General features: G+C 45.1%; 25 protein-coding genes. 12 read left to right on the plus strand and 13 right to left on the minus strand.

Annotation, left to right across the window (positions count from 1 at the left end):
* The first annotated feature begins 41 nt into the window (after positions 1–41).
* From prlC to MHM87_RS09560, 6 genes are all read left to right on the plus strand, one after another.
* Positions 42–2,078 carry an oligopeptidase A gene (prlC, locus tag MHM87_RS09535; RefSeq protein ID WP_014977551.1) on the plus strand — a complete coding sequence of 679 codons (2,037 nt, stop codon included), beginning with the start codon at positions 42–44 and terminating at the stop codon, positions 2,076–2,078.
* 6 nt (positions 2,079–2,084) lie between these two features.
* Complete coding sequence (locus tag MHM87_RS09540; RefSeq protein ID WP_239258819.1) at positions 2,085–2,786, plus strand: DNA-3-methyladenine glycosylase I; 702 nt, start codon at positions 2,085–2,087, stop codon at positions 2,784–2,786.
* A gap of 172 nt (positions 2,787–2,958) precedes the next feature.
* Complete coding sequence (gene ubiE, locus MHM87_RS09545; protein ID WP_061095989.1) at positions 2,959–3,756, plus strand: bifunctional demethylmenaquinone methyltransferase/2-methoxy-6-polyprenyl-1,4-benzoquinol methylase UbiE; 798 nt, start codon at positions 2,959–2,961, stop codon at positions 3,754–3,756.
* The gene (locus MHM87_RS09550; RefSeq protein ID WP_101566073.1) at positions 3,756–4,391 is read left to right on the plus strand and encodes an SCP2 sterol-binding domain-containing protein; all 636 of its coding nucleotides are present in this window, start codon (positions 3,756–3,758) and stop codon (positions 4,389–4,391) included. Before ubiE ends, MHM87_RS09550 begins: the two co-directional genes overlap by 1 nt.
* A 23-nt stretch (positions 4,392–4,414) precedes the next feature.
* Positions 4,415–6,043: a ubiquinone biosynthesis regulatory protein kinase UbiB gene (ubiB, locus tag MHM87_RS09555; RefSeq protein ID WP_239258821.1), complete on the plus strand. Its 1,629-nt coding sequence runs from the start codon at positions 4,415–4,417 to the stop codon at positions 6,041–6,043.
* Positions 6,044–6,336: 293 nt separating this feature from the next.
* Positions 6,337–6,546, plus strand: a complete 210-nt coding sequence (locus MHM87_RS09560; RefSeq protein WP_012519905.1) for a cold-shock protein — start codon at positions 6,337–6,339, stop codon at positions 6,544–6,546.
* A gap of 150 nt (positions 6,547–6,696) precedes the next feature.
* On the opposite strand, the gene MHM87_RS09565 is transcribed toward MHM87_RS09560, so the two are convergent.
* Positions 6,697–6,837 (minus strand): hypothetical protein, encoded by a 141-nt coding sequence (locus MHM87_RS09565; protein ID WP_156086993.1) that lies wholly within the window; start codon positions 6,835–6,837, stop codon positions 6,697–6,699.
* A gap of 111 nt (positions 6,838–6,948) precedes the next feature.
* Between MHM87_RS09565 and MHM87_RS09570 the strand changes: the two genes are divergently transcribed.
* Together MHM87_RS09570 and MHM87_RS09575 are read left to right on the plus strand one after the other, a co-directional pair.
* Positions 6,949–7,587, plus strand: a complete 639-nt coding sequence (locus MHM87_RS09570; protein WP_239258823.1) for a hypothetical protein — start codon at positions 6,949–6,951, stop codon at positions 7,585–7,587.
* A 79-nt stretch (positions 7,588–7,666) separates the two neighbouring features.
* Positions 7,667–8,149: an Lrp/AsnC family transcriptional regulator gene (locus tag MHM87_RS09575; protein ID WP_080752387.1), complete on the plus strand. Its 483-nt coding sequence runs from the start codon at positions 7,667–7,669 to the stop codon at positions 8,147–8,149.
* 41 nt (positions 8,150–8,190) lie between these two features.
* Here MHM87_RS09575 and MHM87_RS09580 read toward each other — a convergent pair whose 3' ends face one another.
* From MHM87_RS09580 to MHM87_RS09595, 4 genes are all read right to left on the minus strand, one after another.
* A complete protein-coding gene (locus MHM87_RS09580) occupies positions 8,191–8,355 on the minus strand; it encodes a hypothetical protein (protein ID WP_014950935.1) in 165 nt (54 codons plus the stop codon).
* Positions 8,356–8,747: 392 nt separating this feature from the next.
* Positions 8,748–9,755, minus strand: coding sequence for a cytochrome d ubiquinol oxidase subunit II (locus tag MHM87_RS09585; RefSeq protein ID WP_014950934.1), 1,008 nt, complete (start codon positions 9,753–9,755; stop codon positions 8,748–8,750).
* 11 nt (positions 9,756–9,766) lie between these two features.
* Positions 9,767–11,140: a cytochrome ubiquinol oxidase subunit I gene (locus MHM87_RS09590; RefSeq protein WP_014980453.1), complete on the minus strand. Its 1,374-nt coding sequence runs from the start codon at positions 11,138–11,140 to the stop codon at positions 9,767–9,769.
* A gap of 11 nt (positions 11,141–11,151) precedes the next feature.
* Positions 11,152–11,709, minus strand: a complete 558-nt coding sequence (locus tag MHM87_RS09595) for a MarR family transcriptional regulator (RefSeq protein ID WP_202285953.1) — start codon at positions 11,707–11,709, stop codon at positions 11,152–11,154.
* A gap of 226 nt (positions 11,710–11,935) precedes the next feature.
* On the opposite strand from MHM87_RS09595, the gene MHM87_RS09600 reads away from it, so the two are divergent.
* Complete coding sequence (locus MHM87_RS09600) at positions 11,936–14,659, plus strand: ATP-binding protein (RefSeq protein ID WP_239258825.1); 2,724 nt, start codon at positions 11,936–11,938, stop codon at positions 14,657–14,659.
* A 247-nt stretch (positions 14,660–14,906) separates the two neighbouring features.
* On the opposite strand, the gene MHM87_RS09605 is transcribed toward MHM87_RS09600, so the two are convergent.
* The 4 genes from MHM87_RS09605 to ubiD all read right to left on the minus strand — a co-directional run bounded on the left by MHM87_RS09605 (position 14,907) and on the right by ubiD (position 20,085).
* Positions 14,907–15,932: a transporter substrate-binding domain-containing protein gene (locus MHM87_RS09605; protein ID WP_239258826.1), complete on the minus strand. Its 1,026-nt coding sequence runs from the start codon at positions 15,930–15,932 to the stop codon at positions 14,907–14,909.
* 279 nt (positions 15,933–16,211) lie between these two features.
* Positions 16,212–17,630, minus strand: a complete 1,419-nt coding sequence (locus MHM87_RS09610) for a M28 family metallopeptidase (protein ID WP_239258829.1) — start codon at positions 17,628–17,630, stop codon at positions 16,212–16,214.
* A 194-nt stretch (positions 17,631–17,824) separates the two neighbouring features.
* On the minus strand, positions 17,825–18,520 hold the full coding sequence (gene fre / locus MHM87_RS09615) for an NAD(P)H-flavin reductase (RefSeq protein ID WP_239258832.1): 696 nt from the start codon (positions 18,518–18,520) through the stop codon (positions 17,825–17,827).
* Positions 18,521–18,618: 98 nt separating this feature from the next.
* Positions 18,619–20,085 (minus strand): 4-hydroxy-3-polyprenylbenzoate decarboxylase, encoded by a 1,467-nt coding sequence (gene ubiD, locus MHM87_RS09620; protein WP_014977535.1) that lies wholly within the window; start codon positions 20,083–20,085, stop codon positions 18,619–18,621.
* A gap of 294 nt (positions 20,086–20,379) precedes the next feature.
* On the opposite strand from ubiD, the gene MHM87_RS09625 reads away from it, so the two are divergent.
* Positions 20,380–20,631 (plus strand): TIGR02647 family protein, encoded by a 252-nt coding sequence (locus MHM87_RS09625; RefSeq protein ID WP_014950925.1) that lies wholly within the window; start codon positions 20,380–20,382, stop codon positions 20,629–20,631.
* Between the two features lie 178 nt (positions 20,632–20,809).
* Entirely contained in the window at positions 20,810–21,454 is a 645-nt protein-coding gene (locus MHM87_RS09630) for a tetratricopeptide repeat protein (protein ID WP_239258835.1), read from the plus strand.
* 136 nt (positions 21,455–21,590) lie between these two features.
* Here the strand turns inward: MHM87_RS09630 and MHM87_RS09635 are convergent, their stop codons facing one another.
* From MHM87_RS09635 to MHM87_RS09650, 4 genes are all read right to left on the minus strand, one after another.
* Entirely contained in the window at positions 21,591–22,154 is a 564-nt protein-coding gene (locus MHM87_RS09635; protein WP_239258839.1) for a cytochrome b/b6 domain-containing protein, read from the minus strand.
* A 100-nt stretch (positions 22,155–22,254) separates the two neighbouring features.
* Positions 22,255–22,536, minus strand: a complete 282-nt coding sequence (locus MHM87_RS09640) for a PepSY domain-containing protein (RefSeq protein ID WP_014950922.1) — start codon at positions 22,534–22,536, stop codon at positions 22,255–22,257.
* A gap of 190 nt (positions 22,537–22,726) precedes the next feature.
* Positions 22,727–23,020, minus strand: a complete 294-nt coding sequence (locus MHM87_RS09645) for a helix-turn-helix transcriptional regulator (protein WP_187446870.1) — start codon at positions 23,018–23,020, stop codon at positions 22,727–22,729.
* A gap of 2 nt (positions 23,021–23,022) precedes the next feature.
* Positions 23,023–23,340, minus strand: a complete 318-nt coding sequence (locus MHM87_RS09650) for a type II toxin-antitoxin system RelE/ParE family toxin (RefSeq protein ID WP_239258841.1) — start codon at positions 23,338–23,340, stop codon at positions 23,023–23,025.
* A 306-nt stretch (positions 23,341–23,646) separates the two neighbouring features.
* On the opposite strand from MHM87_RS09650, the gene MHM87_RS09655 reads away from it, so the two are divergent.
* Positions 23,647–26,010, plus strand: a complete 2,364-nt coding sequence (locus tag MHM87_RS09655; RefSeq protein WP_239258843.1) for a TonB-dependent receptor — start codon at positions 23,647–23,649, stop codon at positions 26,008–26,010.
* Positions 26,011–26,089 lie beyond the last annotated feature (79 nt).

The following is a 26,089-nucleotide window of genomic DNA, read 5'->3' on the forward strand; positions in this document are numbered from 1 at the left end:
CCCATCATTATTCTATCAAAGTGTTAAGAGTGAAAAAGATTATGACAACCCCTGCAATTGAAATGGTAGATGGTCTACCAATTTTTTCTGCTATTGAACCTGCCTCTATCAAGCCTGCAATTGAAAAAGCCATTGCGGCGTGCAAAAGCGAAATAGATGAGGTCGTGGCGTCGAAAGATTACTCTTACCAGAATTTAGTGCTGCGCCTTGAAGAGGCCGATGATCGTTTAAGTAAAATATTTTCACCCGTTTCTCATATGAATAGCGTGGTGAGCAGCGATGAATTGCGTGAAGCCCACGATGCGTGTTTACCATTATTATCTGAATACGGAACTTGGGTAGGCCAGCACGAAGGCCTTTACAATGCCTACGCTTCCCTCAAAGCGTCTGACGAATTTGCGACCTTAAGCGAAGAGCAGCAGAAAGTGATTGAAAACGCCGTTCGCGATTTCACATTGTCTGGTGTAGCGCTTCCCGCAGAGCAAAAGAAGCGTTTTGCAGAGATTCAGGCAAAGCTTAGCGAGCTATCATCAACCTTTTCCAATAATGTGATGGACGCCACTATGGGCTGGACTAAACACATTACCGATGAAGCTGAACTTGCCGGTATGCCAGAGTCAGCCCTTGAAGCAGCAGCGCAAGCTGCGCACCAAAAAGACTTACAAGGCTGGTTATTTACGTTAGACATTCCGTCTTATTTGCCAGTCATGCTTTACGCCGATAATCGCGAACTTCGCGAAGAAATGTATCGCGCCTATGCAACAAAAGCGTCTGATCAAGGCCCTAATGCGGGTAAGTGGGATAACACCGATATAATCAAAGAAACCTTAACGCTGCGTACTGAACTGGCTGAATTGTTAGGTTTTTCAAGTTATGCAGAGCGTTCACTAGCGACTAAAATGGCGGATTCTACCGATCAGGTCATCGGTTTCTTGCGTGATTTGGCGGCTAAGTCTAAGCCTCAGGCAGAGAAAGAGCTTGAAGAAGTACGAGCGTACGCGAAAGACAAGCATGGTGTCAGCGAGCTAGCGGCATGGGATTTACCGTATTACAGCGAGAAACTGAAACAGGAAAAGTACACGATTTCTGATGAAATGCTTCGGCCTTATTTCCCTGAAGATAAAGTGCTGTCTGGTTTATTCGAAGTTGTACATCGCCTGTACGGCTTAAAAATTATTGAGCAGCCTGGCATTGATACGTGGCACAAAGATGTACGTTACTTCACCATTACTGACGATGCTGATGTGATGCGCGGCAGCTTTTACCTAGACTTATACGCACGAGCTAAAAAGCGTGGCGGCGCGTGGATGGATGAATGTCGCGTACGTCGTGAAAAAATGAATGGCGAATTGCAGCTACCCGTTGCGTACCTTACCTGTAACTTCAACGCACCTGTAGGGGATAAGCCAGCGCTATTCACACACGATGAAGTGGTGACCATGTTCCATGAGTTTGGTCATGGGATCCATCACATGCTTACTAAAATGCGCGTAGCCGGTGTGTCCGGTATTAACGGTGTGCCATGGGATGCGGTTGAACTGCCAAGTCAGTTTTTAGAAAACTGGTGCTGGGAAGAAGACGCGCTTAACTTTATCTCTGGTCACTATGAAACTGGCGAACCGCTTCCTGCTGATTTATTAGAACGTATGCTTGCTGCACGGGATTACCAGTCAGCGATGCAGATGGTACGCCAGCTTGAATTCAGTCTTTTCGACTTCTTACTGCATAGCGAAAAGGGCAGTGAGGTAGACGTACAGGGCACATTGGATAAAGTGCGTGAAGAGGTGGCCGTGGTCATTCCTCCATCGTTTAACCGTTTCCAAAACGGCTTTGGTCACATATTTGCTGGTGGATACGCAGCGGGCTATTACAGCTATAAGTGGGCCGAGGTGCTTTCTGCCGACGCGTACAGCAAGTTTGAAGAGGATGGCATTTTTAACCGCGATACGGGCAAAGCGTTCTTAGAAAACATTTTAGAAATGGGCGGCAGTAAGCCTCCTATGGACTTGTTTGTTGCTTTTAGAGGGCGCGAGCCGCAAGTTGACGCTTTGCTTCGTCACAGCGGTATTAAAGGCTAGGCACACATGAAAGAGTCTAAATTAGAGTCTTTTCAATCTATCTACCGCCGAGCGTGTGAGCGCAAAGGCGGTGAAAGGGTTCTTGAAGCCATGCTCCAAGCACCACTTTCTAAAGCGCAAATTGAAGCAATTCCTGACGACCGCTTTTTAGCGGCGATGACCAAAAAAGTGTTCCAGTCGGGCTTCGTTTGGCGAGTTATCGAGCAAAAATGGCCCGACTTTGAAACCGTATTTTTCGGGTTCGATATTGATAAAGTGTTGTTGATGCCTGATGAAATGCTAGAGCAAAAAGCGTCAGATAAGCGCATTGTTCGCAACTATAAAAATGTGATGACAGTGCGTGACAATGCCATGATGATCAAAGACGTAGCCCTGGAGCACGGTAGCTTTGGTAAGTTCGTAGCAGGCTTTGAAAAAGACAATATCACTGAGCTTTGGGCGTTTTTGAAAAAACGCGGTGCGCGATTAGGCGGTAACACCGGCCCCTACATGCTTCGTGCACTAGGCATAGACACGTTTTTATTCTCTCGTGACGTGGAAGATTACTTGCGAAAGAATGAAATTATCGACGGTGGCTTAACCTCGAAAAAGTCGCTGTCGGCGGCCAATGCGGCATTTGCGCAATGGCATGAGGAAAGCGGCCGTTCTTTGCAAGAGATCAGTGCCATTGTTGCCTATAGTTGGGGCACAAACAATCAGGTAGCGTAGAGCAAGCTGCTCTAGTCTTCTAAACAAGCGAGCTTGTGCCTTGCAGGCTCCGCTTTTGTAAAGGCCAAAGGCTTGATTTACATCAGGAGACAGTCAGGCATAAAGCTTTTGCTTGAGCACACAATCCTATACACTTCGGCATTAATAACAATATTCAAATTACAGGACTGTCATGAGCGACAATCAAACTCCCGCTACGCAAGCAGACTCTGCAATCGACAATGCTACTGAGCATACAACGCACTTTGGTTTCAAACAGGTGGATAAAGGGCAAAAAGCCTCTTTAGTTGCTAATGTTTTTGACTCTGTTGCAGCAAAGTACGACGTAATGAACGACCTTATGTCGATGGGAGTGCATCGTTTATGGAAGCGTTTCACAATAGACTGCAGCGGTGTTCGCGCGGGTAATAGAGTATTGGATATTGCCGGTGGTACTGGCGATCTAACCGCTAAGTTCTCTCGCTTGGTAGGCCCTACAGGGCGCGTAACCCTTGCAGATATCAACTTGTCTATGCTGAAAGTAGGCCGTGATAAGCTGCGCGACCGCGGCTTGGTAAGCAATATCGACTATGTGCAAGCTGACGCGGAAGCACTGCCTTTCCCCGACAACCATTTTGATGTGGTGACCATGGCGTTTGGCCTTAGAAACGTAACGGAAAAGCAAAACGCGCTTAATTCTATTTTTCGCGTGTTAAAACCAGGCGGCCGTTTACTGGTATTAGAGTTTTCTAAGCCTACGTCAGAGCAGCTCAGCAAACTTTACGATATGTACTCGTTTCACATTTTGCCAAAAATGGGTCAGCTAGTGGCGAACGATGCAGAAAGCTACCAATACCTTGCGGAAAGCATACGTATGCACCCAGATCAAGAAACCTTGAAGGGGATGTTCGAGCAGGCTGGCTTTGAGCAATGTGATTACCAAAACCTGACTGGCGGTATTGTAGCGCTACATAGAGGTTATAAGTTTTAATGCCTACTTCTGCGCTGGTTACCGCAACGGCTGAATCGGTTTTAAACAAGTTGCTGTCTTTAGACGAAGACAGCGAAGTAAGGCTAAAAGCGCTTGCTGGCGCCAGGCTTACCGCGTTCATTTCGCCGCTTCCTTATGGTATTACGCTGTCGTTTTCTGACCGTATTGACGTACTCAGCGAACAAGGCTCGTTTGAAGACGCCGTCGCGTCCCTTGGGCCGAAAGACTGTTGTATTAAAACGTCGCTACAAACCTTGCCAGAGTTAAAAGAAACCAGCCAGTTGACTCGTCTTATTCAGCAAAAGGCCCTCTTTTTGGAAGGAGAGCTCAATGTTGCTCAGCAGGTCAGTGCCTTGTTTCAGCAGCTCGATATCGACATTGAAGAGTTGCTGGCACAAAAGACCAACGATGTTATTGCCCATCAGACCGTGAAAACGGTGAAAACCGTGCATGAGAAGTCGATGTCAGCGCTAGCTTCCATGGCGAAGGTATTCGGCAACGCCGTAGTAGAAGAAAAGCAGCTTGCTGCACACAAGCTGGCGGTTATGCACTTTAGTGACGAAGTTAATGCGCTTCGCGATCGAGCAGAAAGTGCCGATGCGAGACTGCGCCGCCTAGAAGAAAAATTTAAGTAAGATTGAGAGAAACAGGCTCATAAATGCGTATTGTTAGGTTATACCGAATTAACAAGGTATTGTTGGAACACGGCTTAGACGAACTTATTCCAGCAAAGTGGTTACCCTGGTACGCGCGGGCTATGCGTCATACCATTTTTTGGGTGCGAAACAAGCACAAGGGCAAGTCAGCCGGCGAGCGTATTACCCTTGCACTACAAAACCTTGGGCCTGTTTTTATTAAATTCGGCCAGATGCTCTCTACCCGCCGAGACTTGCTTCCCCCAGCCATCGCTAACGAACTTGCCCGTTTACAAGACAAAGTTCCGCCGTTTTCATCTGACGCTGCACAAGACATTATCAAGCAAGCGTTGGGACTTTCTGACTTAAGCGAATTATTCAGTGAATTTGAAAAGGCGCCACTGGCGTCTGCCTCTATCGCCCAAGTTCATGCGGCAAAGTTAAAACATAACAATGAAGACGTTGTGGTAAAGGTGTTGCGCCCAGACATTCGCGATACCATCGTGGCGGACATGGAGCTATTGTTTAGCTTGGCTAACGTGCTTCAACGCTGGCTTCCTGATGGCAAACGGCTGCGTCCTGTAGAAGTGGTTGTAGAATACCGCAAGACCATTGTTGATGAGCTGGATTTACTGCGTGAATCTGCAAACGGTATTCAGTTAGGGCGTAATTTTGAAGGTTCAGACGCGCTTTATGTACCTAAAATTTACAGTGACTATTGCCGCAGTAATGTGTTGGTTATGGAGCGTATTTACGGTCTGCCAATCTCAAATATAGACGCATTACTTACCCAAAATACCAATATGAAAAAATTGGCCGAGCGCGGTGTGGAAGTATTCTTCACTCAGGTATTTCGCGACAGTTTTTTCCATGCAGACATGCACCCGGGCAATATCTTTGTATCTACCGAACACCCTGACAACCCCAAATATATCGCCATCGATTTTGGCATTGTGGGTACGCTCAACCGTGAAGACAAGCGCTATTTGGCTGAGAACTTTATTGCCTTCTTCAACCGCGACTATCGCAAAGTCGCGCAGCTTCACGCCGACTCAGGCTGGGTACCGCAGGATACCAATATCGATGAGTTCGAGATGGCCATCCGCACGGTATGTGAACCTATATTCCAAAAGCCACTAGCTGAAATATCCTTTGGTAACGTGCTGCTGCAGCTATTTAATACGGCACGACGTTTCAATATGGTTGTGCAGCCACAGCTTGTGCTACTGCAAAAAACATTGCTGTATATCGAAGGCTTAGGCCGTCAGTTGTATCCTCAGCTCGACCTTTGGAAAACCGCTAAGCCGTTTCTTGAAAACTGGATGAAAGAGCAGATTGGCTTTACCGCCATGATGGGGAAGGTGAAAGACAACTTACCTTTCTGGTCTGAAAAACTACCTGAAATGCCAGACCTGCTGTACGACAGTTTACAGCAAATGAAGCGCTTGCCATTGCAACAACAAAGGGCCCATTTGGCACTGCTTCAAGAGCAAAAGAAAACAACTCAGACCACTCATTTAAGCGTAGTGGGCGCCACCTTTGTGTTAATGACAGCAATACTGCCAATGTACGATTTATCTTGGTATTTCCCTGCAAGTACAGGCGTAATTGGCGCAATTTGCTGGTATTTAGCCTGGCGGAAAGGGCATTAATTTTTGTTACGCTGCGGTGAAATATTTATGAAATCCGTAGTTTATCAATTAATTTGTATATTAATCGTCCCGAAGAGTGTTATAGTGGCTTTGGCTTTTAGCCAAAGTCTTTAAAGAGACGCGATTTTGTATTATTTGCTATATGTTAAACCACTCGAGTTACCCGGTAATTTGTTGTAAGTTGTTTGTCCATTCGTAAGTAAGACCCAATACTCCGCCAATTTAAAGACTCTAAAGAACTTAGTTACACGCGCTTATGCGCAATTTAATACGATATTTGAGGTCTATACGACATGTCTAAAGTTACAGGCACAGTTAAGTGGTTCAACGCTGATAAAGGTTACGGTTTTCTAACTCAAGATAACGGCGGTAAGGACGTATTCGTTCATTTCCGTGCGATCATCTCTGACGGTTACAAAACGCTTCCAGAAGGTCAGCGAGTAGAATTTGAAGTTGAAGAAGGTCAAAAAGGTCTTCAAGCTGCTAACGTGCAAGCTATCTAAGAATTCAAAAACGGCGGTCATTTGACCGCCGTTTTTCTTTCTATTGTCTGCATTTCCACACTCACGCTAAACGCGCGACAAAGCTTTTAGTCCATACCGCTTTTGGTATATATCATTTCTAACGAATAACGTTTTTCATCAATAGCTAGTCTACTGCGTCGCTATCGCCATCCTCTCTCGGCTACACCACATAAGCACTCGTTCACCCCAATAAATTTGAAGCTCGCAGCATATTCCTAATATCAGTACGCCACGGTATTGCGTAGTCATAGCGTTTAATGCTTTACTCATTACAACGCCCATTTGGGTAATACTAGTCCGCACAGTTAATTACCCACTCAGCGAGACTCAAAGTGTTCGTAATCGCGGCGATAATACGTCTACAGGGAGTGCTAAATGCGCATGACATCAACTATTCGATCTTCATTGGCCACCGCGCTACTTATTCTAAGTTCAAACCTTGCTTATGCTGCTCAGGCAAATGGACAAGTCGATGAGCAGGGTGTTTTAGCAATGGTGCTTAATACTGAAATCCGTATGGCAGACGTCGTGCCTAGTGAAGAAGAACGTAAAAACTTGAAGCAGCAAGCGAAAGACAATTACGCAGGTATGCTTGATTATGTGGTCCGTGTAAATGCGTCTAACAGAATTTATGAGCTTGTTTTAGAGGACTATGCAAAACAAAAAGGCATAACTGTTAATCAAACACTGGTAAGCAAGTTTATCGAGAAGTTTGAAGGTCAGGTTTCAAGTGAAACGGCAACGAAACCCATTAAAGAGATAGCGGCCAAGCAGGTTATACAGTTTCAAACAGAAAAAGCGATGTATGAAGAGTTTGGAGGGCGTGTTATCTTTCGCCAGTCTAACCCGCAAATGCCGATTGACGCTTACAACACACTGCTATCTCGCTATCGCGATGCAGGTAAACTTAGCATAATAGACGAGGACTTGCGGGATGCATTTTGGGATGTATTCACGCCTCCCTTTCAGTACGAAATTGCACCAGAAAATGTCGACTTTAATCAGCCTTGGTGGCTTTAAATAGCCTCCATAAAAGTAAAGCGCCTGACGTAATTCGCTGAAAAACTGAGAACACGGAAATAAAGGGCAACATCTCACTATGCGTAGTGAAAAAATAAGCGGTATAGACACAATAGATAAAGCCATTTTGGCCATGCTACAGAATAACGCTGACACGCCTGTCGCAGAAATCGCTGAGCAAGTTGGGCTTACGGTAACGCCCTGCTGGCGGCGTATTCAAAAGCTAGAAGAGAAGGGCATAATCTCTAGGCGAGTAGCGCTGTTGCAAGCAAAACACCTGGGGCTGGCCATGACCGTTTTCGTGCAAGTAAAAGCGGGCAGACATGATGGAAAGTGGCTGGCAAGTTTCGCCAAGCACGCCGCGTCGTTTGATGAAGTTGTTGAATGCTATCGTATGTCTGGCGAATACGATTACCTGCTAAAAGTCCTCGTTACCGATATGGATTGCTTTGATCATTTTTATAAGCGATTGGTTAACGGTATAGAGTTTTCCGACGTCACTTCAAGCTTTGCAATGGAGCAGATTAAGTACACAACCTCGGTACCGTTAAACCACATTTAAAATCCAAAAAAAAGGGGCCGGTTTGACGGGCCCCATATAAATTAATGATTTTGGTCTTCAACGTGCTGGTCGGCAAATATCTTGGATTTCTTTTTGATTTTACATCCTAAGATACGCTGCGCATTTTTACGGCCGATATAGTGAGCGACTGTGTAGGGGTGCGCGCGCTTGAAGAACCGTGAGAACGAATGGAATACATTTTCCATGGTATTGGCTCCTTCTATTAAAAATTGCCCCAAATAAAATATAGTAATATTACAGTTTGATGTCAACAAAATATTTAACGGTAAGTAACGTTTAAATTTTGATCACACCTTAAGGGTAGACTAGCTAAAGCTAAACATCCTCTAGTCATTGGTATACATTGTTCGAGGGAAAGGATCATATTTTGATCGCAGGTTTTCAGATCGAGTTCGTGGATTGGGGATACTGGTCGCCGCAAATGCCCCAAGCACAGGAAAGGCGTCGGGAACCGCAAGAAACTCGCAATGTATAGCGTTTAGTATAGCGCTGAATAGAAAGTGAACACCATTGAATTTCAATGATGTTCACTATTGTTTCAAGTAATTGGGATCTGCTGCGATCCCATCGACGAAGGCTAGTAGTAAGAAAGCTTCTCTGATTTACCGGAGAATATTTTATATACCATGGCCGTATAAGCCAAAATAATAGGCACAACAATAACTACGCCAACAAGCAAGAAGCGCAGAGAGCTTGCGTCACTAAGCGCATCCATCACCGTCATCTGTCCAGGGATGATAAACGGATAGTAGCTTATGCCAAATGCGGTGAAACAAAGTAAAAATACTAGAAGGGCAATAAAGAACGGAAGCCATTCGCCTTTCCCTTGTGCATCAGGCAGTTTTTTAAGCAACACACCACATAGTGCTAAGAGCGCAAAACACGCTACTGGAATAGCGAAAAGCACATAGCCCCAAGGAGCAGACAACCATAAATCTCGCACGTCATCGTGTAAGGTTAGATTCGCGATACTTACCGCGACAATCCCTACTGCCAGTACCCCTAAACCTCTTCTGGCCCAGTAATACGCTTTTTGTTGAAGCTCACCTTCGCCTTTAAGTATTAACCAGCACGAGCCAATAAACGCATAGGCAGCCGTAACACCAAATGCAGCGAGAAGTGCAAAGCCTTGCGCCCAAATATCTGTGCGAAGACCCGTCACGTATATACCTAACATATACCCTTGAGCTAATGTGGTTAAAAGCGAACCGTATTTGAATACCATGTCCCACTTACGCTTTTTCACCTGCACAACCTTGGCGCGAAAATCGAACGCTACGCCGCGCAAAATAAGCCCTAATAACATGAAGGTTGCAGGCAAGTACAAGGTTTGTAAAAACTCACTATGGGCTTCAGGGAAAGCAATAAGCAGTAGACCTATGGCGAGCACAAGCCACGTTTCATTAGCATCCCAGTAAGGGCCTATGGAGGCTATCATGTCATCGCGAAACGCTTCTGTTCTTGGCGGAATAAGTACACCCACACCCAAGTCGTAGCCATCTAAAATGGCGTACAGCAATACAGATAGACCAAGTAAACCCACATAAATATTTCCGAGCATTTCTGCTGATACATTTTCAAACATGTTTGCTCTCCTTAAACCGTGCTTGGGTCTGGGTCAGTAGGTTGCATTTTTGCCTTGGCAACTTCGCGCTCTTCCGTCGTTATCTCTTCAATTTCAACGGCTCTTCTGCACATCAACATAAGTGTTCCCATGTATGCAATTAGAAGTACCGTATAGATAACAAGGTAGAGCGTGAACGACAGAGCAATATTCGCCGGTGGTAACTGGGTAACGGCATCAGCGGTTCTTAATACACCGCTTACCAAATAGGGCTGACGGCCTATTTCCGTTACGTACCAGCCTGCTAAGGTAGCAATCCAGCCGCTAAACGCCATGCCTGCAAACGTGCGTTTAAGCCAAATTGGGAAGTCTTTGTTACGCATAAGATAAAGACTGCCAAGCCATGACACAGCGAGCATCAACATGCCCATACCCACCATAACCCTAAAACCGAAGAAAACAGGAGCAACGGGCGGATGCTCTCCTTCAAACTCATTTAACCCTTTAATCTCGCCCTTAAGTTCGTGAGTAAGAATTAAACTTGCGCCATAGGGAATGGGAATTTCAAAATGATTCTCTTTGCTTTCTTCGTCAGGAATTGCAAAAAGTAACAAAGGTGCACCTTCAGTGGTTTCCCAAAGTCCTTCCATCGCCGCTACTTTCTGAGGCTGATGTTCAAGCGTATTTAAACCATGCATGTCGCCAGCAAAAATTTGTAGCGGGATTAACACTGCCGCCGTATAGGTGGCGGTTTTAAGCGCGAGCTTAGGCGCAAGCTTGTCGTCGCCTTTAAGCATGCGGTAGGCCGAAAGCCCAGCTATCAGGAAGCTGGCCGTCAGTCCAGACGCTAACATCATATGTACAAAGCGGTAAGGGAAAGACGGGTTAAAGATAATTTCTTTCCAGTTTGTGGCATACACAACGCCGTCGACCACTTCAAAACCCTGTGGGGTTTGCATCCAGCTATTTAAAGCTAGTATCCAGAATGCAGAAGTAGTGGTGCCAAGTGCAACAATAAGGGTTGAAGCCGTATGCAGCCAGTTCGGAACACGGCGTATGCCAAACAGCATGATGCCTAAAAACGTGGCTTCTAAGAAAAAGGCGGTAAGTACCTCATAACCGAGTAGTGGCCCCGCCACATTACCTACTTTCTCCATAAATCCAGGCCAGTTAGTACCAAACTGAAATGACATGGTGACGCCGCTTACTACACCTAAGGCGAAGCTTAGGGCAAAGACACGTACCCAAAAGCGATACATACGCATCCACACAGGGTGACCTGAAATATTAGAGCGCAGCTTAAAGTAAAATAGAAACCAGCCCATCGCCATGGTGATGGTTGGAAACAAAATATGAAAACTAATATTTAACGCAAATTGTAAACGAGACAGCAAGAATGCATCCACAGAAAGCCCCCTTAGTTAACGCTGTTTTTCCCCGGAAGTAGCTTGTCCTTAAGCTCAAGCATACGGCCCACGCCAGAACCTAACTTCATCAACGTGTTTAACTTTTCAGGCCCAAGATTTTGAAGCTCTTCAGACCATGCCGTAATTGATTCGAGTAAATCGTGAATTTCGTTCAGTTTATGTTGTGCATTTGCCTCTTTTTCATTGGCAGGTGCGTCAAGCAACAAATCACGCAGTAGACTCATGGTAGGGTCTATCTCGCGCTTTCTTCGTTCTTCAAATACTCTATTGGCCAGTGTCCAAATATCGCCAGCCGGAATAAAGAACTCTTTTCTCTCACCAGGAACAAGATGCTGTTTAACTAAGCGCCATGACTGAAGCTCTTTTAAACCCATGCTGGTATTGCCTCTGGATATGTTGAGCGCATTCGCAATTTCCTGCGCCGAAATGGGCTCTTCGTTCAAAACAATAAGCGCAAGAATTTGCCCAACTGTTCTGTTGAAACCCCAACGACTTCCCATTTCGCCAAAGTGCATAACCGCAGATGTAATTAAAGGCGTCATTTTCATTTTTACCTTCCAGAAGTTTCAGAAGTTACTGAAAGTTTATTGCGTAGGATCAAGAAACACAAGTTTTATTCGTGATATAACGTACGAATTTTTGAAAATTTAATGTTCTCAGCTAATGATCTAGACGTCGATATAACATGCTTTCTCAGCCATAAGTTGTTATCGTGTGGGTTACTCTACGGAACACACGACGAAAGCTCGCTTTCTTGATACTTGGCGCAAAGTAATGCAAACAATTGACAATACCCCTACAACGCTTCAAAACTGTGAAGATGAAGCTATCCACTTGATTGAAAGCGTACAAAGTTTTGGGTATGTCATAGCCATTAACCCTAGTACCAAAAAAATTCAGGTGGTGAGCGAGAACATTAATGACATGTTCAACGTAGACGTCGTTCCCGGTGAAACACTTATCACTGAACTGATTGACATTCCCTCTCCTGAAGCGCGCACATTCCAGACTATTCACGATGCTGTAAAAGGCGGAAATGTACGCCACGCCTACCAGTGGAAGTTTGCTGAAAATGCGCTCCATCTCAAAGATTGGGAGAAAGAGGGCAGTGGTGTTGCCTTCGATTCTAATGGCCTGTTGGTTATAGAGCTTGAGCCAACCCCTCAACTAAGCTTTGAGGCGGCGCAGCAATGGGTGCCAATGGATGTAGATATTCGCGCATTGTTACCCAATGTCGATGACCGCGACTCCATAGGGGATGTTGCCGATGCTATCGCTCAGGTATTTAAGCAATACATAGGTTTCGACTCGGTCATGGTTTATCAGTTTGACAAAACCTACTGTGGTGAAGTGATTGGTGAAGCCGCAAGTGCAGATTCTCGCTCATTCAAAGGGTTGAAGTTTCCCGCTTCGGATATCCCTAGTCAGGCCCGTGAACTGTATCTAAAAAATCGAGTGCGCTGTGTCTACGATGTAGAAGAGCAAGTTATAGACCTTAAGCCTTCGGTTAAAGAGGCAGAACGTCCGCCATTGGATTTATCAATGTCGATGGTTCGCTCTGTTTCGCCTATGCACATTGCCTACCTTAAAAACATGGGGATCCGCTCTTCATTTTCAGTTTCACTTGTTTTTGAGGGTAAGCTGTGGGGATTGTTAGCATGCCACAACAGTAAACCGGCTTACATTGACCAGAAGAAACGTTTAGTTTGCGAATCATTAGGCCACCTTTATGCCTGGCAGCTTCACACGAAAGCACTGCATAAAAAGAAAGAGCAATTTCAAATTCGCCAACGCAAGCTGAACTATATTGTTCACCAGCTTACTTCATACACGAACCCGCTTGAGGCCATCACGCAGAAAGAAGGAGACTTACTGGATGTTGCTGATTCGTGCGGTATGGCGGTGGTTACCCCTACGGGCAACTATCTGGTTGGTAAGACTCCCACAGAGAAAACCTTGGCAAAATTACTCGAAAAATTTGCCATTAGCGGCTCTGAGCAGTCCATTGCCATAAACCGGTTAACAAACGAAGTTTTAGATAGCGGCGACCTAAACGGCATTCGAGGCATGTATATTTCCTGCGTGTCTTCAAAACTGGGCTACTACACGGTTTGGTTTAGAGAGCAGAAAGACAAGACCATTCGTTGGGCGGGTCGCGATGCAGCCAGGAAAGATATTGGAAAGTCTCTTACTCCTCGTAATTCGTTTGATATGTATTTGCAAAGTGTCGCTGATGAGTCGGTAGAGTGGACCGAAGATGATCAACTAATCATTGAAGGTTTTGACCATCTGTTTATACCTTACGCGCTAAGCTTAAAAGCGTCGCTTGATAAGCAAATTAGTAAATTAGAAGAGCTGGATAAAGCGAAAGATCAGTTTCTTGCCAGCATTTCTCACGAGCTACGTTCACCACTTAACTCCATTGTGGGGTGGACCGATTTAGCGCTTATGGATGTCGGCAATGTGGACAGAATGACTGATGCCCTTGGGGTGATAAAGCGCGCGGCATCAACTCAGGCAGCACTGATCAACGATATTCTCGATTTATCCCGTATTATTTCAGGTACGATGAAGCTCAGTACCCATTCGCTTAATATCGCTGGTTCTATATCTGAAGTTGCCAAATCTTTCGAGGCTGGATTTGCGAGCAAGAATATTCAGCTATCGATAAATTGCGAAGACGATCACACGCAAATTCTGGGTGACAATCTCCGTATAAAACAGGTTATCAATAACCTGTTGAGCAATGCGCTTAAGTTCACCTCGAAAGGCGGTACTGTGCATGTAAGGGGGCGAAGAGAGCATTCGAACTACCTTTTCCGCGTTAAAGACAATGGCAAAGGTATGACGCGCGAACAGCTGTCTCATGTTTTCGAACGTTTTTATCAAGGCAAAAACGAGCACAACAAACATGGGTTGGGCTTAGGCCTGTCTATTGTGAAAAGTTTAGTAGAGATGCACGGTGGTGAAATTTATGCTGAAAGCGACGGACCTAATACAGGAACAACGTTTTACGTAACGCTGCCTATTGCGCCGCTTAATTTGCACGACGACATTATTGAAACTAAGAACTCTGAAATTAGCGACCTGACTGAGTCTTTGCGTTTGAACGGCTTACGGATTTTAGTCGCAGAAGATGAGCAAGACGCCCGTGATTTTATAAAGCTATTTCTAGAATCTAACGGCGCGCGAGTTAATGTTGTGAAGAACGGCCTGTTAGCATGGAAAGAAATTAACGATATGCCAGAAGCCTTCGATCTTCTGCTATCGGATATTGGTATGCCGGAAATGGACGGGCTGGGTTTAGTTTTAAAAATAAGAGCCAGTGAAATACCAGAAATTGCAAAGCTTAATGCCGTAGCACTGACCGCTTATGCCTATACATCTGATCGCGTTAAAGCACTTAAAGCTGGCTTTAACAACTATGTGTCAAAGCCAGTCGATGGCGAAGAATTGCTGACAATTCTGGAAATGTACTTACCAGAAACGTCACACTAACGCTGCCGACTCCCCGTCTTTTTTGCAACCTTTGATCAGCAGAATTGCGAAGATAGAGCGCGAAGATAGAGCGCGAAGATAGAGCGTTAACAAAGCTGACGCATATCTTTGAATAGGTCGTTTAGTTTAAGCAACGACAGGTATGCTTTTTAGTGTAGGAGTCGCGTAGTCGACTTCGTGCTTCTCTACCTAATTTAATGCCTTTCAACGCTCATTGCTTTCAAAGTTCACCGAAGTCAAAATTCATCTACCAGCGGCGGAGTAATAGCTGGTAGGTGGTTTTATCTAACAGCGACTCGCGGGGCGACGAACTTTCTTTATCGGGAAGGGCAGCACGCGCTTCCTCAAGCGATGCGTATCTATCCCCGTCAATATAAAACGCGCTGGCTTCAGATGTAGGTTTACCGTCAAGGGAATAGGCGGTGTTTAACAAGTCTGACGTGGTAGTTATGTTGCTGTGCCCGATAAAGTCGGCAACGCCATCGCCATTCACATCTTTGGTGAGCCAAGCTAACTCAAGTGGCTGATTCAATTCCCCCGAATTCTGCATTGTCGACACAGCTTGATTGAATTGCGCAACAATCCTTTCAGCGTTAGCAACATTTTTGCTGATAGCTATTTGAAATCCTGTTTTTGCTAGAGGTTTTGCTGAAAAGTGCAGGGTTTCTTCATTATCGTTAGCCAGCAGTATGTTTAGCTCCCGCGCAAGCAGCTGGGTGGTAATTAAGTAAGGCGCTCTATCGTCGGCAAGTTGGCGAAATGCATCAAACGTAGTGGGGTTGCGTGACCACTTTATATCTTTCAGCAGTCTGAATGATGGCGTATTCGCAAAGCGATTTTCAATAGCGACCCGGTTGTCTTTTAAATGAGGAAAAAGCTTTATTGCCTCAACGTCCGCCTCTTTACTTACCGCGTAAAGGTAAATGGGTAAGTAGATATCGGATAGTACATAGTTGCTGCTGTCCTCGCCCAAATTAACGTAGGCAAATTCACCGTCTAGCCTACCTGTGAGAACAGAACTGCCCAAAAAAGCTTGTCGCATAACCTGAAGTTGGATATCCAACTCCGCCTTCTGAAACACCTTTTCAAGTAATGCGTTAATCCGAGCAGGCTCCCCATCGTCGCTTATGTAGGTCTCGAAGGAAGCTGCACCTAATTTGGTAGGGGCGGCATGTAATTGCGAAACATTAAAACAACAAAGGGCTAGGCTTATGCCTAATAAAGAAAGACGTTGAGTGAAAATAGAGAGCGAGAACGCGCTGAATCTTACCAAAGGTGAACTCCGAACTGCCGTCATACATTTACTACACTGTAATGCAGTTAGTCGCTTAATTCCAATAAACACATACTGGCTTAAATTAACAAAATGTAAGCGACATCAATATATTGAGTGTAGTGTCCACGTTTATACTAGCTTTTATTGAGTAAAGTCATTCGTGACGATAAGCCGGTTTCACTACCAGCTTAACGTCACGAACTTGATTGCATGCGTAATTGGGGGGGCGCAATTGGATGCGTATAAGCGCTCAATATAGGCGCTCAACATAAACGCTTATTCTCCAAAGCTTCCCGCAGGACCTGGATAAACGACAACGCTTTCAACACCGTCCTTGTTCACGCTGGCTACGCCAAAGAAGTAGTTGTCGATAACAACGTTCTCAAGCATGGCCTCGGTGACGTTACCCACATATTTACTGTATTCCCATTGCGGAGCATCAGTATGACGCCAGTATACTTTGTACCCTTTAAGTTGAGGGTTCTCTTCAGCGTCTAGTGCATCCCACTTTAAAAATGTTGAAGGTTGAACTGCACCGGCAATTTCTACATTTGCAGGTGGATTCGGTGCCCACGCCATTGCAGCAAGTGAAACAGCATTAAGGCCAGTAAGTTTGGCAGCGTAATCAAAGTCGACGCCATCCAAGGTGTCGCCATAGGCAATACCGTCTTCTACGCGAAGATCTTGATGCTGGCGGGTGTAGTTTTCGTTAGTTTCCATAATACGGATACCCGGGTAGCCCAAGTCGTTGAACGGGCGGTGATGGCCGCCGCGACCAAAACGGTCCAAACGATAAATCACCATCGTGTCTAGGTTCTCAATATACTGATCGGCAATTTTATCGATGTAACGGGCAAGGTTACGGCTTGGTGAGTCAACTTCACCCCCGGTGAAACGTCGCATGCGTGCTTCTTTATCCGTTTCGGTTACGCGTGTACCTTCAGCAAACAAGCGAGCGGTGGTGTTGTTAATCACACCGTTAACCCCTTCGATATTGCCTATCATGTCATTATTGAGCACGGCTTTAATTCGCCAGCCGTCTTCCTTGGCTTGGTTTGCCATAATACGCCCGCCGAAAAGCCCTTGCTCTTCACCAGATAAAGCAGCATACACGATACTGCCGTTAAACTTGTATTTGGATAGTACTCGCGCAGCTTCAAGGGTACCGGCAATACCAGAGGCGTTGTCGTTTGCCCCTGGTGAGTCAGAGGTGAAGTCCATTACATCAGACACCCGTGAATCGATGTCGCCTGACATGATGACGTAACGGTCTGGATCGGTGGTACCGCGTTGTATCGCGATAACGCTAACCACTTCTACTGGGTCGGGAATACGTTTTTCTCCGCTGATGACTTCCGACTGGTAGTACACTTCTAAGCAGCCACCACACTCGGCTGAAATTTTATCAAATTCAGATTTAATCCAACGTCGCGCAGCACCAATACCACGAGTATCAGACTCGGTTTCAGAAAGGGTATGGCGTGTACCAAAGTTCACCAGCGTAGTAATGTCTTTTTCAATGTTTTCAGCGGAGATATTTTTGGCAATATCGTAAAGTGTTTGCTGCTGCTCGCTTTGTGCGTGAGCGGCGAATGACACTGTGCTACTTACCAATACAGCTGATGCCAGTACTTTCGTTAATTCAGTTCTTATTTTTGCACTTATACTAGCTAGTGCGGGTCGGTTTTTTATCATTGTTATCTCCTGTTTTTATTTCACCATAACGAATACGTGGCAAAGCTACAATTAGAGTAAACGTGTTTAATGGTTGGTCATCGCAAGGCATCGCGATTGAAAAACGGAGTAAGACGCTGGGAATGAAAAATGACTTTAAAAAAGCAAAAAAGCCGGCATTCGCCGGCTTTCAGAATATGGGTTTACGCTAGCGCTTAAATAAACGCAAACGCGTCGCCAAACAGGTTCTCAACTTTTAAGCCGCGTTGTGTAAAATCATCGCGTACAACTTTGGCCATTTCAAAACGACCTGCAACGTAAACCTGAATATTGGCAAAGTCAGCGTGGTCTGCCATTACCGCATGGTGTACCCAGCCCGTTCTGCCTTTCCATTCGTCGCATGCAAACTCGACAACCGGCACAAAAGTGAAGTGATCGTTAGCTTCAGCGAGCTCAGTTAGCTTGTCAGCTAAATACAAATCAGCCGCGTGTTTTCCACCCCAATAAAGGGTAAGTGGTGTCTTGTCGCCGCTGTTAAGATGCTCTTGCAGAATAGAGTAGGTATATGAGAAGCCAGTACCACCAGCAATAAGCACCATAGGCAGGCCATTACTTTGCAAAAAGGCATTGCCATTACCTACGTTTACGGTAATTTCGCCGTCTGCACGCATGCGCTCTAGCACTTCTCCTGCGTAACTGTTGCCAGGCTCTGCGCCAATGTGTAATTCAATGCGGCCATTATCAAAGGCGGCATTGGCAATAGAAAATGGACGCATATCTTTTTCGCCCATTACCACCATGGCGTACTGACCCGCTTTAAACTCAACAGGGCTTGCTGGCGTTAATTCAACTTTTTGTACCACTTCGGTTAAAGGCGTGATGCTTGCAACCTTACACTTAATCTCTGACATGTATTTTCTTTAAACCTTCTTGCTTAGCGTGTCGCCTTTTTATGCGCTTTAAGACAAGCGCATGCTTTAATAATCGTTGTTAGCGCTACATCGAGTCGCTACATAATACCAAGACTGTCCCAAATATCATCAATGCGTTTTTTAACGTCTTCGTCCATCACAATAGGTACGCCCCATTCTCGGTCGGTCTCACCCGGCATTTTATTGGTGGCGTCCATTCCCATTTTAGAACCTAGCCCTGAAACGGGGGACGCAAAATCCAAGTAGTCGATAGGCGTATTTTCTATCATTACCGTGTCGCGGGCTGGGTCCATACGGGTAGTGATGGCCCAAATAACATCGTTCCAGTCACGCGCGTTGACGTCGTCATCGCACACTATCACAAATTTGGTGTACATGAACTGGCGCAAGAACGACCACACACCCATCATCACCCGTTTCGCATGCCCAGGATACTGTTTCTTCATCGTCACCACTGCCATACGATAAGAGCATCCTTCAGGCGGTAAGTAGAAGTCGACAATTTCTGGGAATTGCTTTTGTAAAATTGGCACAAACACTTCGTTTAGCGCAACACCTAAAATAGCTGGCTCATCTGGTGGACGGCCAGTATAGGTTGAATGATAGATAGGATCTTTACGATGGGTAATATGCGTTACCGTAAACACAGGGAAGTCATCAACTTCATTGTAGTAACCGGTGTGATCGCCATAAGGGCCTTCAGGTGCTGTTTCATCTTGAGCAATATAGCCCTCAAGTACAATCTCAGCACTGGCAGGTACTTGTAAGTCGTTACTAATAGACTTAACCACTTCGGTTTTATCGCCGCGAAGTAAGCCCGCAAAAGCATATTCAGAAAGAGTGTCTGGTACAGGAGTAACCGCGCCTAAAATAGTGGCTGGATCTGCACCAAGCGCGACAGATACCGGGTAGGGTTCGCCAGGATGGGTTTGACACCACTCGCGAAAATCAAGGGCGCCACCACGGTGTGACAACCAGCGCATAATAAGTTTGTTTTTGCCGATAACCTGCTGACGGTAAATGCCCAGATTCTGACGCTTCTTATGCGGCCCTTTAGTAACACTCAAACCCCATGTTACCAAAGGCGCAGCGTCACCCGGCCAGCAGCGCTGTACCGGAATTTTTGATAAGTCTACGTCGTCACCGGTGAGCACCACTTCCTGACAAGGGGCTTTTTTAAGGACTTTGGCTGGCATATTAAGCACCTGCTTAAATACTGGCAACTTCTCCCAAAGATCTTTTAGCCCTTTTGGGGGCTCTGGCTCTTTCAAATAAGCCAGTAGCTTGCCTACTTCACGCAGTGCTTCAACAGACTCTTGACCCATGCCCATAGCTACGCGCTCTGGTGTACCAAACAAATTTGCCAATACGGGCATGTCGTGATTTTTAGGGTTTTCAAATAGCAGTGCAGGGCCGCCAGCACGCAACGTCCTGTCGGCAATTTCTGTCATTTCAAGGTCGGTATCAATGGGCTGGGTAATGCGTACCAATTCACCTTTAGCTTCTAGCTGGCGAATAAAGTCGCGTAAATCTTTGTACTTCATCAGTGCAGGTGCATCCACAAACTCAATTTATGGCAAGAATATACTATTTAGCGCCAAAGTCCGATCAGTAAGCGCTGTGTTTACACGATTAAACGTTTTACAGATAAATTACGCTTTACAGAGGTGCCATTTGGGTGTGATATAAGAAAGCGTTAAAAATATTAACAAATCTAGGGCTAATAGTGCTTTGGTGTGTGCGCTTCGGTATAGGTTGTTACCATAGTGCTTTGCTGAGGTGTTTTACAGTGGCCAGCGTGCTAGATCCCTACTAACCCTTTTGCCTAAGGTGGTTACATGAGTTCATTCGATCAGGACATGTTAGACGAATTAAATTTGTTACTGAAGTTTCCAACAGACAGCCTACTTCAAGGTTTAAAAATTCATCACGATGCCAGCCAAAGCATGGTGAACGCAGCATCCAGGCTATACTCCAAAGGCCTAATCACCCAGCCAGACGGTGGTTACCTAACTGATTTAGGTATTGACCTAGCCGATCACGCCCGCCATATCCAATCGGCCATGTGCCCACGAAAAAGTAGCCACTAAAAGCAAGATGCTGGCGTACGGTTAAATGCATGTGGTCAGCATAAAGTTGAAAGCAGATATTAGCTGGCCGCAGACGCTCATGTGTCCATTCGTAAAGAAAAGCATGTCTTGGTTAAGATAATCTATAATTAGTCGATACCTTAACTAAGACATTGTAATCAACACATACTCTTTTGCTATGAAACGTATTCTACACACAGCCTTATTTATATGTGCCTCTGGGATGGGCTTTTCCGCTTACGCTTTAGAAGGCGAAACTATTGAAGAGCTTCGCGCAGTTCAGCTTTACAGCCAAGATGCCTTAATCGATATGATTAATGCTAATACACATTTAGACAAAGTAGTGGCTGATCGATGCCAATTAGTACAAGACATTGAAGCGCGTGCCAACGTGTTGAAAGTACCGGCCTACCAGTTTTTATGGGGAGACATGCTGGCGTGGGGCGTGTGCGTAGATGCTGAACCTGCCCGCGGTATTGGCTATATGGAAGATGCCGCGAATCAAGGTTTGCCAGCAGCACTAGAGCAACTGGGGCGTTACTATGCAAAGGGCACGCTTGTGCAGCAGGATAAATCTCGCGCCGTAGTGTATTTACGTGAAGCCGCTGCGCTTAAAAACCTAAAAGCGCAAATTCACTTGGTTGAGTTGTTTTTGGACGGTTATGGCAGTCCTTACGATTATGAAGACGCGTACCACTGGCTTTATAACTCGGTGACCAACGATAAAAAGCAGCATCAGCAAATTGCGTCTTACCTCGCTCGCTTAGAAAAATTAATGCACCCGAAAGCCGTGCGAGAGGCAAAGCGTCCGCTAGATAGTTAAAAGCCACACGCGGCGAGGTGATAACGAACACCTGCAGTCAACTAAAATCTTTAGGGCAGAAAGGCTGGCAAACAGAACAAGCCAGCTTCTGCAAAAGCGTATTTATGTCTGTAGCACATCTATGCTTTACGTAGGCTTAACGCTTACGCCAGCCAGTAAGCATAGGGCGAACTAACTGAATATTTCCTATATATTGCACAGCAAACACTGCTGCGACATGCACTAGCACGCAACCATAAAGAACATCAGCCATAATACTGTGTATCCATTCCAGCGTGCTATTTCCAAACAGTGCGTCTATTTCTTCCATCATAAAACCGGTAATACCTAAACCCAGCAGTAACGTGATAACGGCCATTATCATTAGCCAGCCGAAAGGGTTGTGGCCATGAGTACGTGGGATTTGTTTATGCTTTAAGTGCTGAAGATGTTCTCTAAAGGCCAGCTTGCTTAGCGAAATAGTGGAGAAGCTAGCGTAATCTGCGGAGCCCTTCTTGTTAGGATTAGCTGAACGTAAGCCCCAAGCAACGCGTATAGATATAAGCGCTACCGCCATATAACCAGCTATTTCATGATAAAGGCGACCTGGCTCCACAATAAAATAATTGGTCACAAAGGTAGCAACAAGGCCCCAGTGGCATAGGCGCACTACCCAGTCCCAAATATAAATATCCGAAGGCGTATCAGTAGGTCTGTACATTAAATAACTATCTCAGAATAAAACAAAAACGCTGCAATAGTTTGCAGCGTTTTATCAAGTGTTAAAGCAAGCGAACGATGAATCGTTCGTTAAAACACACTTAGTGCATTTCTTTCTTAACAATGCTGCCATCAACAGGATTAAAGTAAATTTCTACTTTGTTTTCTTCTTTGTCGAAGCCGTAGATTTCGTAACAGTTGCCGCCTGTCACTTTAAACTCGTTAATTTTGTAACCTTGCGCTAATAGCTGAGCCTGAAACGCATCTTGGTTCTGCCATTCAGCTTCAGGTGCAGTAGTGCACTGCGTAGTGCCATGCTCTGCACTACACGCACTTAATAGGGTTGCAGCGCCAATAGCCGTAGCCATCATTAATTTCTTCATTGCAGTCTCCATTTCGCTTTTTAGTTAAAAGTTATTTTTGTCCTACGTGGAATGAGTGTACTTAGTTTGCTCTATGATTCAAAGGGGTGCTTTTTGTTATGCCATTTATCGCGGCGTAGACTTTTCTTATTGTCGATAAATGAAGTCATCAGGATATATTTTTAAAAATTAGAGCGGTAAAGAACAATCGTTAGCGAGAGATGTGGCTTTCTTTTTTATGAAGGGTAATCGAAAGTTCGAACCCACAGACATTCGCATATTTGAGTAGAGTCTTCCAACTAGGGTTGCTATTCTCTTTTTCCAATCGGCTAATATTACTCTTGTGTGTTTGCATTTTTTGCGCAAGCTGTTCTTGAGTTAGCCCTGCCTCTTTCCTCATAGCTATCAGCTGCTCTATAAGTGTGAACTCGCTCTCTAGGCGATCATACTCCTGTTTTACATCTTTATTCTTCAATGCTTCATGCTTAAGGCTTTGTAAAGTCATGGCTAGTTAACCTCTTTCATTCTCAATCTGGCGATCTGTATTATTTCTTTCGGCGTTTTCTGAGACTTTTTCATGAATGCATATAAAATATGTATCTGCTTTACTTTTGTATAGCAGAATAGCGCCCTACCGATTCCTTCTTTTGCTTTAGCTCTAACTTCAAAAAGCCCATGACTCATAGGCTTAGTATGGGGAACCCCTAAGTTCGGGCCATGCTTTTCCATAAGTTCTAATAACCGTATAAAACGTGCCTGCACTTTAGGTGGCATAGCCAATATTTGCTCTTTAACGCTTCTGTGAAACTTGATCTCCCACTTCATCATTATTCCTATTGGGTTATCATTAATGATAACTTTTGTTGTGCATTTATTCAACAAAAGTTACATAGAGCTTTACTTCATAACAACTGAGCTCTGGTACAGAGTTGATTAGGGAAAAAGAAAGGGAAAGTCGTCTGTCACAAAATTGCCTTTCATTTGTAACCTATACTTCATTGAACCGTCTCAAAAGCGCTCTACATTCTTGTGCTTCGATAATTCAAAAAGGTAAGCAATGTCGTCAATCTATCGGCGAAATGCTTATAAAAATACATAAACACCCTATAAGCACACGAAAGGAATGATTTAATGCGCCCTCTGTATCCACGTCCGGTTTGTTCACGCTCTTTGCTTGCCCCAACAATTGCGTTTGCTTTATCAAGCGCAGCAATTGCACAAGAAGTAGCGCCCGACACAGAAAACGAACATAACTATATAGAAGAGATTACGGTAACCGCCCAGATGCGAGAGCAGTCCGTAATGGATGTGCCTGTTACTATGGATGTAATAGGTAGCGAGTTCTTAGAGCGCACCAATATTATGGAGCTTGATGAGCTTTCTCGTATTTTACCTAACGTTCAAATTCAAGAGCAGGCTGTAAGCTTACCGTCCTTTAATATTCGAGGCGTGACTGACGACGTATCTTCGGTGTCGGCAACGCCGCGCATCTCTGTATATCAAGATGGCTTTGATATCAGTAAAAAGACGGTAGCCAGCGTCGCGCTTTTTGATATTGCGCGCGTAGAGGTTTTAAAAGGCCCCCAGCCAACCTTGTTTGGTGTGGCGGCAGCCAATGGTGCGGTAAGTATTCATTCTAATCTTCCCACCTTCGAACAGGAAGGCAAGGTACAAGTTGGTTATAACTCAGAGCAAGGGCAAGAACTTGAATTCATGTATAACCAGCCTATTAACGACAACCACAGTTTTCGTATAGCAGGCCTTTATCGCGAAATGGACGGCATTGTAGAAAACAATGCCTGTAGCGTTGACTCCTATTACGGTAACGCAAACATGTACAACCATCTTGGTGAAGAAGTGCCGTGCAACAGCGAAGATCTTCAGGGTGTGTCGGTGCAAGCACTACGTGCAACATGGCGAGCGAATTACGATCAGCTTGAAATCATTGCGCGCGCAGCCATGGAGTATAACGATCAGCCGGGCATTGCCTTCAAATCTGGCTCTATCGCTCCCAATGGCGGAGATACTAGCCCTTTTACTGATGCCGAATTTAGTTTAGGCAGTGAACTAGGCATTGAACGTACGCTTCAAGCCTACGATTTAACTGTAAACTACGATTTCAACCAAATGCTTAGTCTGCATGCCGACGCATACTATAAAGATGTAGAGGTAAGCGAGGGATTTGACGCAGACGGTTCTGCTTTGCGTATTCAAGATGCCTATTTCGATAACGACGCTACGCTTAAAGGTGCGTCAATGCGTTTAGTGTATGACTCGGGTGATAAATTGGCCGCGTTTGTAGGTGCGTCTATTACTCAAGACGACTCTATTTTGCCCTATTATGTAATGGTCGACCCATTTGTACGTGGTACCTTCGATGCGGTAAAAGCACAGCTCGAGGCCACCTCAAACATTCCACTAAATCAGAATATCGCTACCGGCGCATCGTTAGAAGAAATAGAAGCACTGCGTGCGATGTTAGTGTCGCAACTGTTTAATGAAGATGGCTCTCCTATTTCTAACCCTGCACTGCCGCCTATTATGATACGAGGGCCGTTTATATTTGAAGCTGAACTTGATATAGCGTCTTATGTTGCTGAAGTGTCGTATTTTGTTACCGACGACATCAACATTACTGCTGGCGTGCGCTATATCGACGAAACACGTTATACCCGTAATACTTATACTACTGCAGATGGTGCATTTACATTCGATGCCGAGCGCGACTTTGACGATACCCTGCCGCGCTTTGCCATAAGCTATGATGTTAATAACAACTGGAATGTATACGCGAACTACGCTAGGGGACGACGTTCACCAGTTGTGGATGCTAACGCAGGTGGCGTTAATGTGACTAAGCCTGAAATAGTAGACAGTTACGATTTAGGTATTAAATACCAAAGCGCGAACTTCCTGTTCTCAGGTGCCATTTTCACCTACGAATACAGCGATTATCAGCAAAGCTTTACCGACGCAAAAACCTTACAGTCTATTACTGTAACGGTAGGCGACTCGACCATGTCGGGTATTGAAGGCATGGCGACCTATAACTACAGCGAGACGCTGACGCTAACAGCAAGTCTTGGTTTCCTTGACGCTGAATTTGCAGACAATACTGCTGATGGCTCTGAGTTCCAATACGGTGGCAATAAGTTCCGCTTAGCGCCAGAAGTTAGCGGCGCGATAAACATCAACAAAGTATTCAATATGGACAGTTTTGACATTGATGTTAACTGGCTTACCAGTTTCCAGTCAGAAGTGTTTTTTGAAAGCAGCAATTACCCTGGTCTTTCTCAAGATACTTACTCACTGACTGATGTATCGGTGAAGCTGCTTCAAGACAACAGCAAGTTTGCCTATGAGCTTTACGTGAACAACCTGTTTGATAAAGAATTCTTGATTGATGCTGGTAACACGGGCGGTGGATTGGGTATACCTACCTTCGTACGCGGGATGCCACGCATTGCTGGTGTGCGTGTTTATTATGAGTTTTAAGGTTGGCAAGGAGTAAACGCGCTGCATTCAATTAAGCGCGTTTACTTATTTAATTAAAAAATGACTTCGTAAAGTAAAG

Source organism: Alteromonas sp. Cnat3-28 (genome assembly GCF_022348265.1).
Lineage (GTDB): Bacteria > Pseudomonadota > Gammaproteobacteria > Enterobacterales > Alteromonadaceae > Alteromonas > Alteromonas macleodii.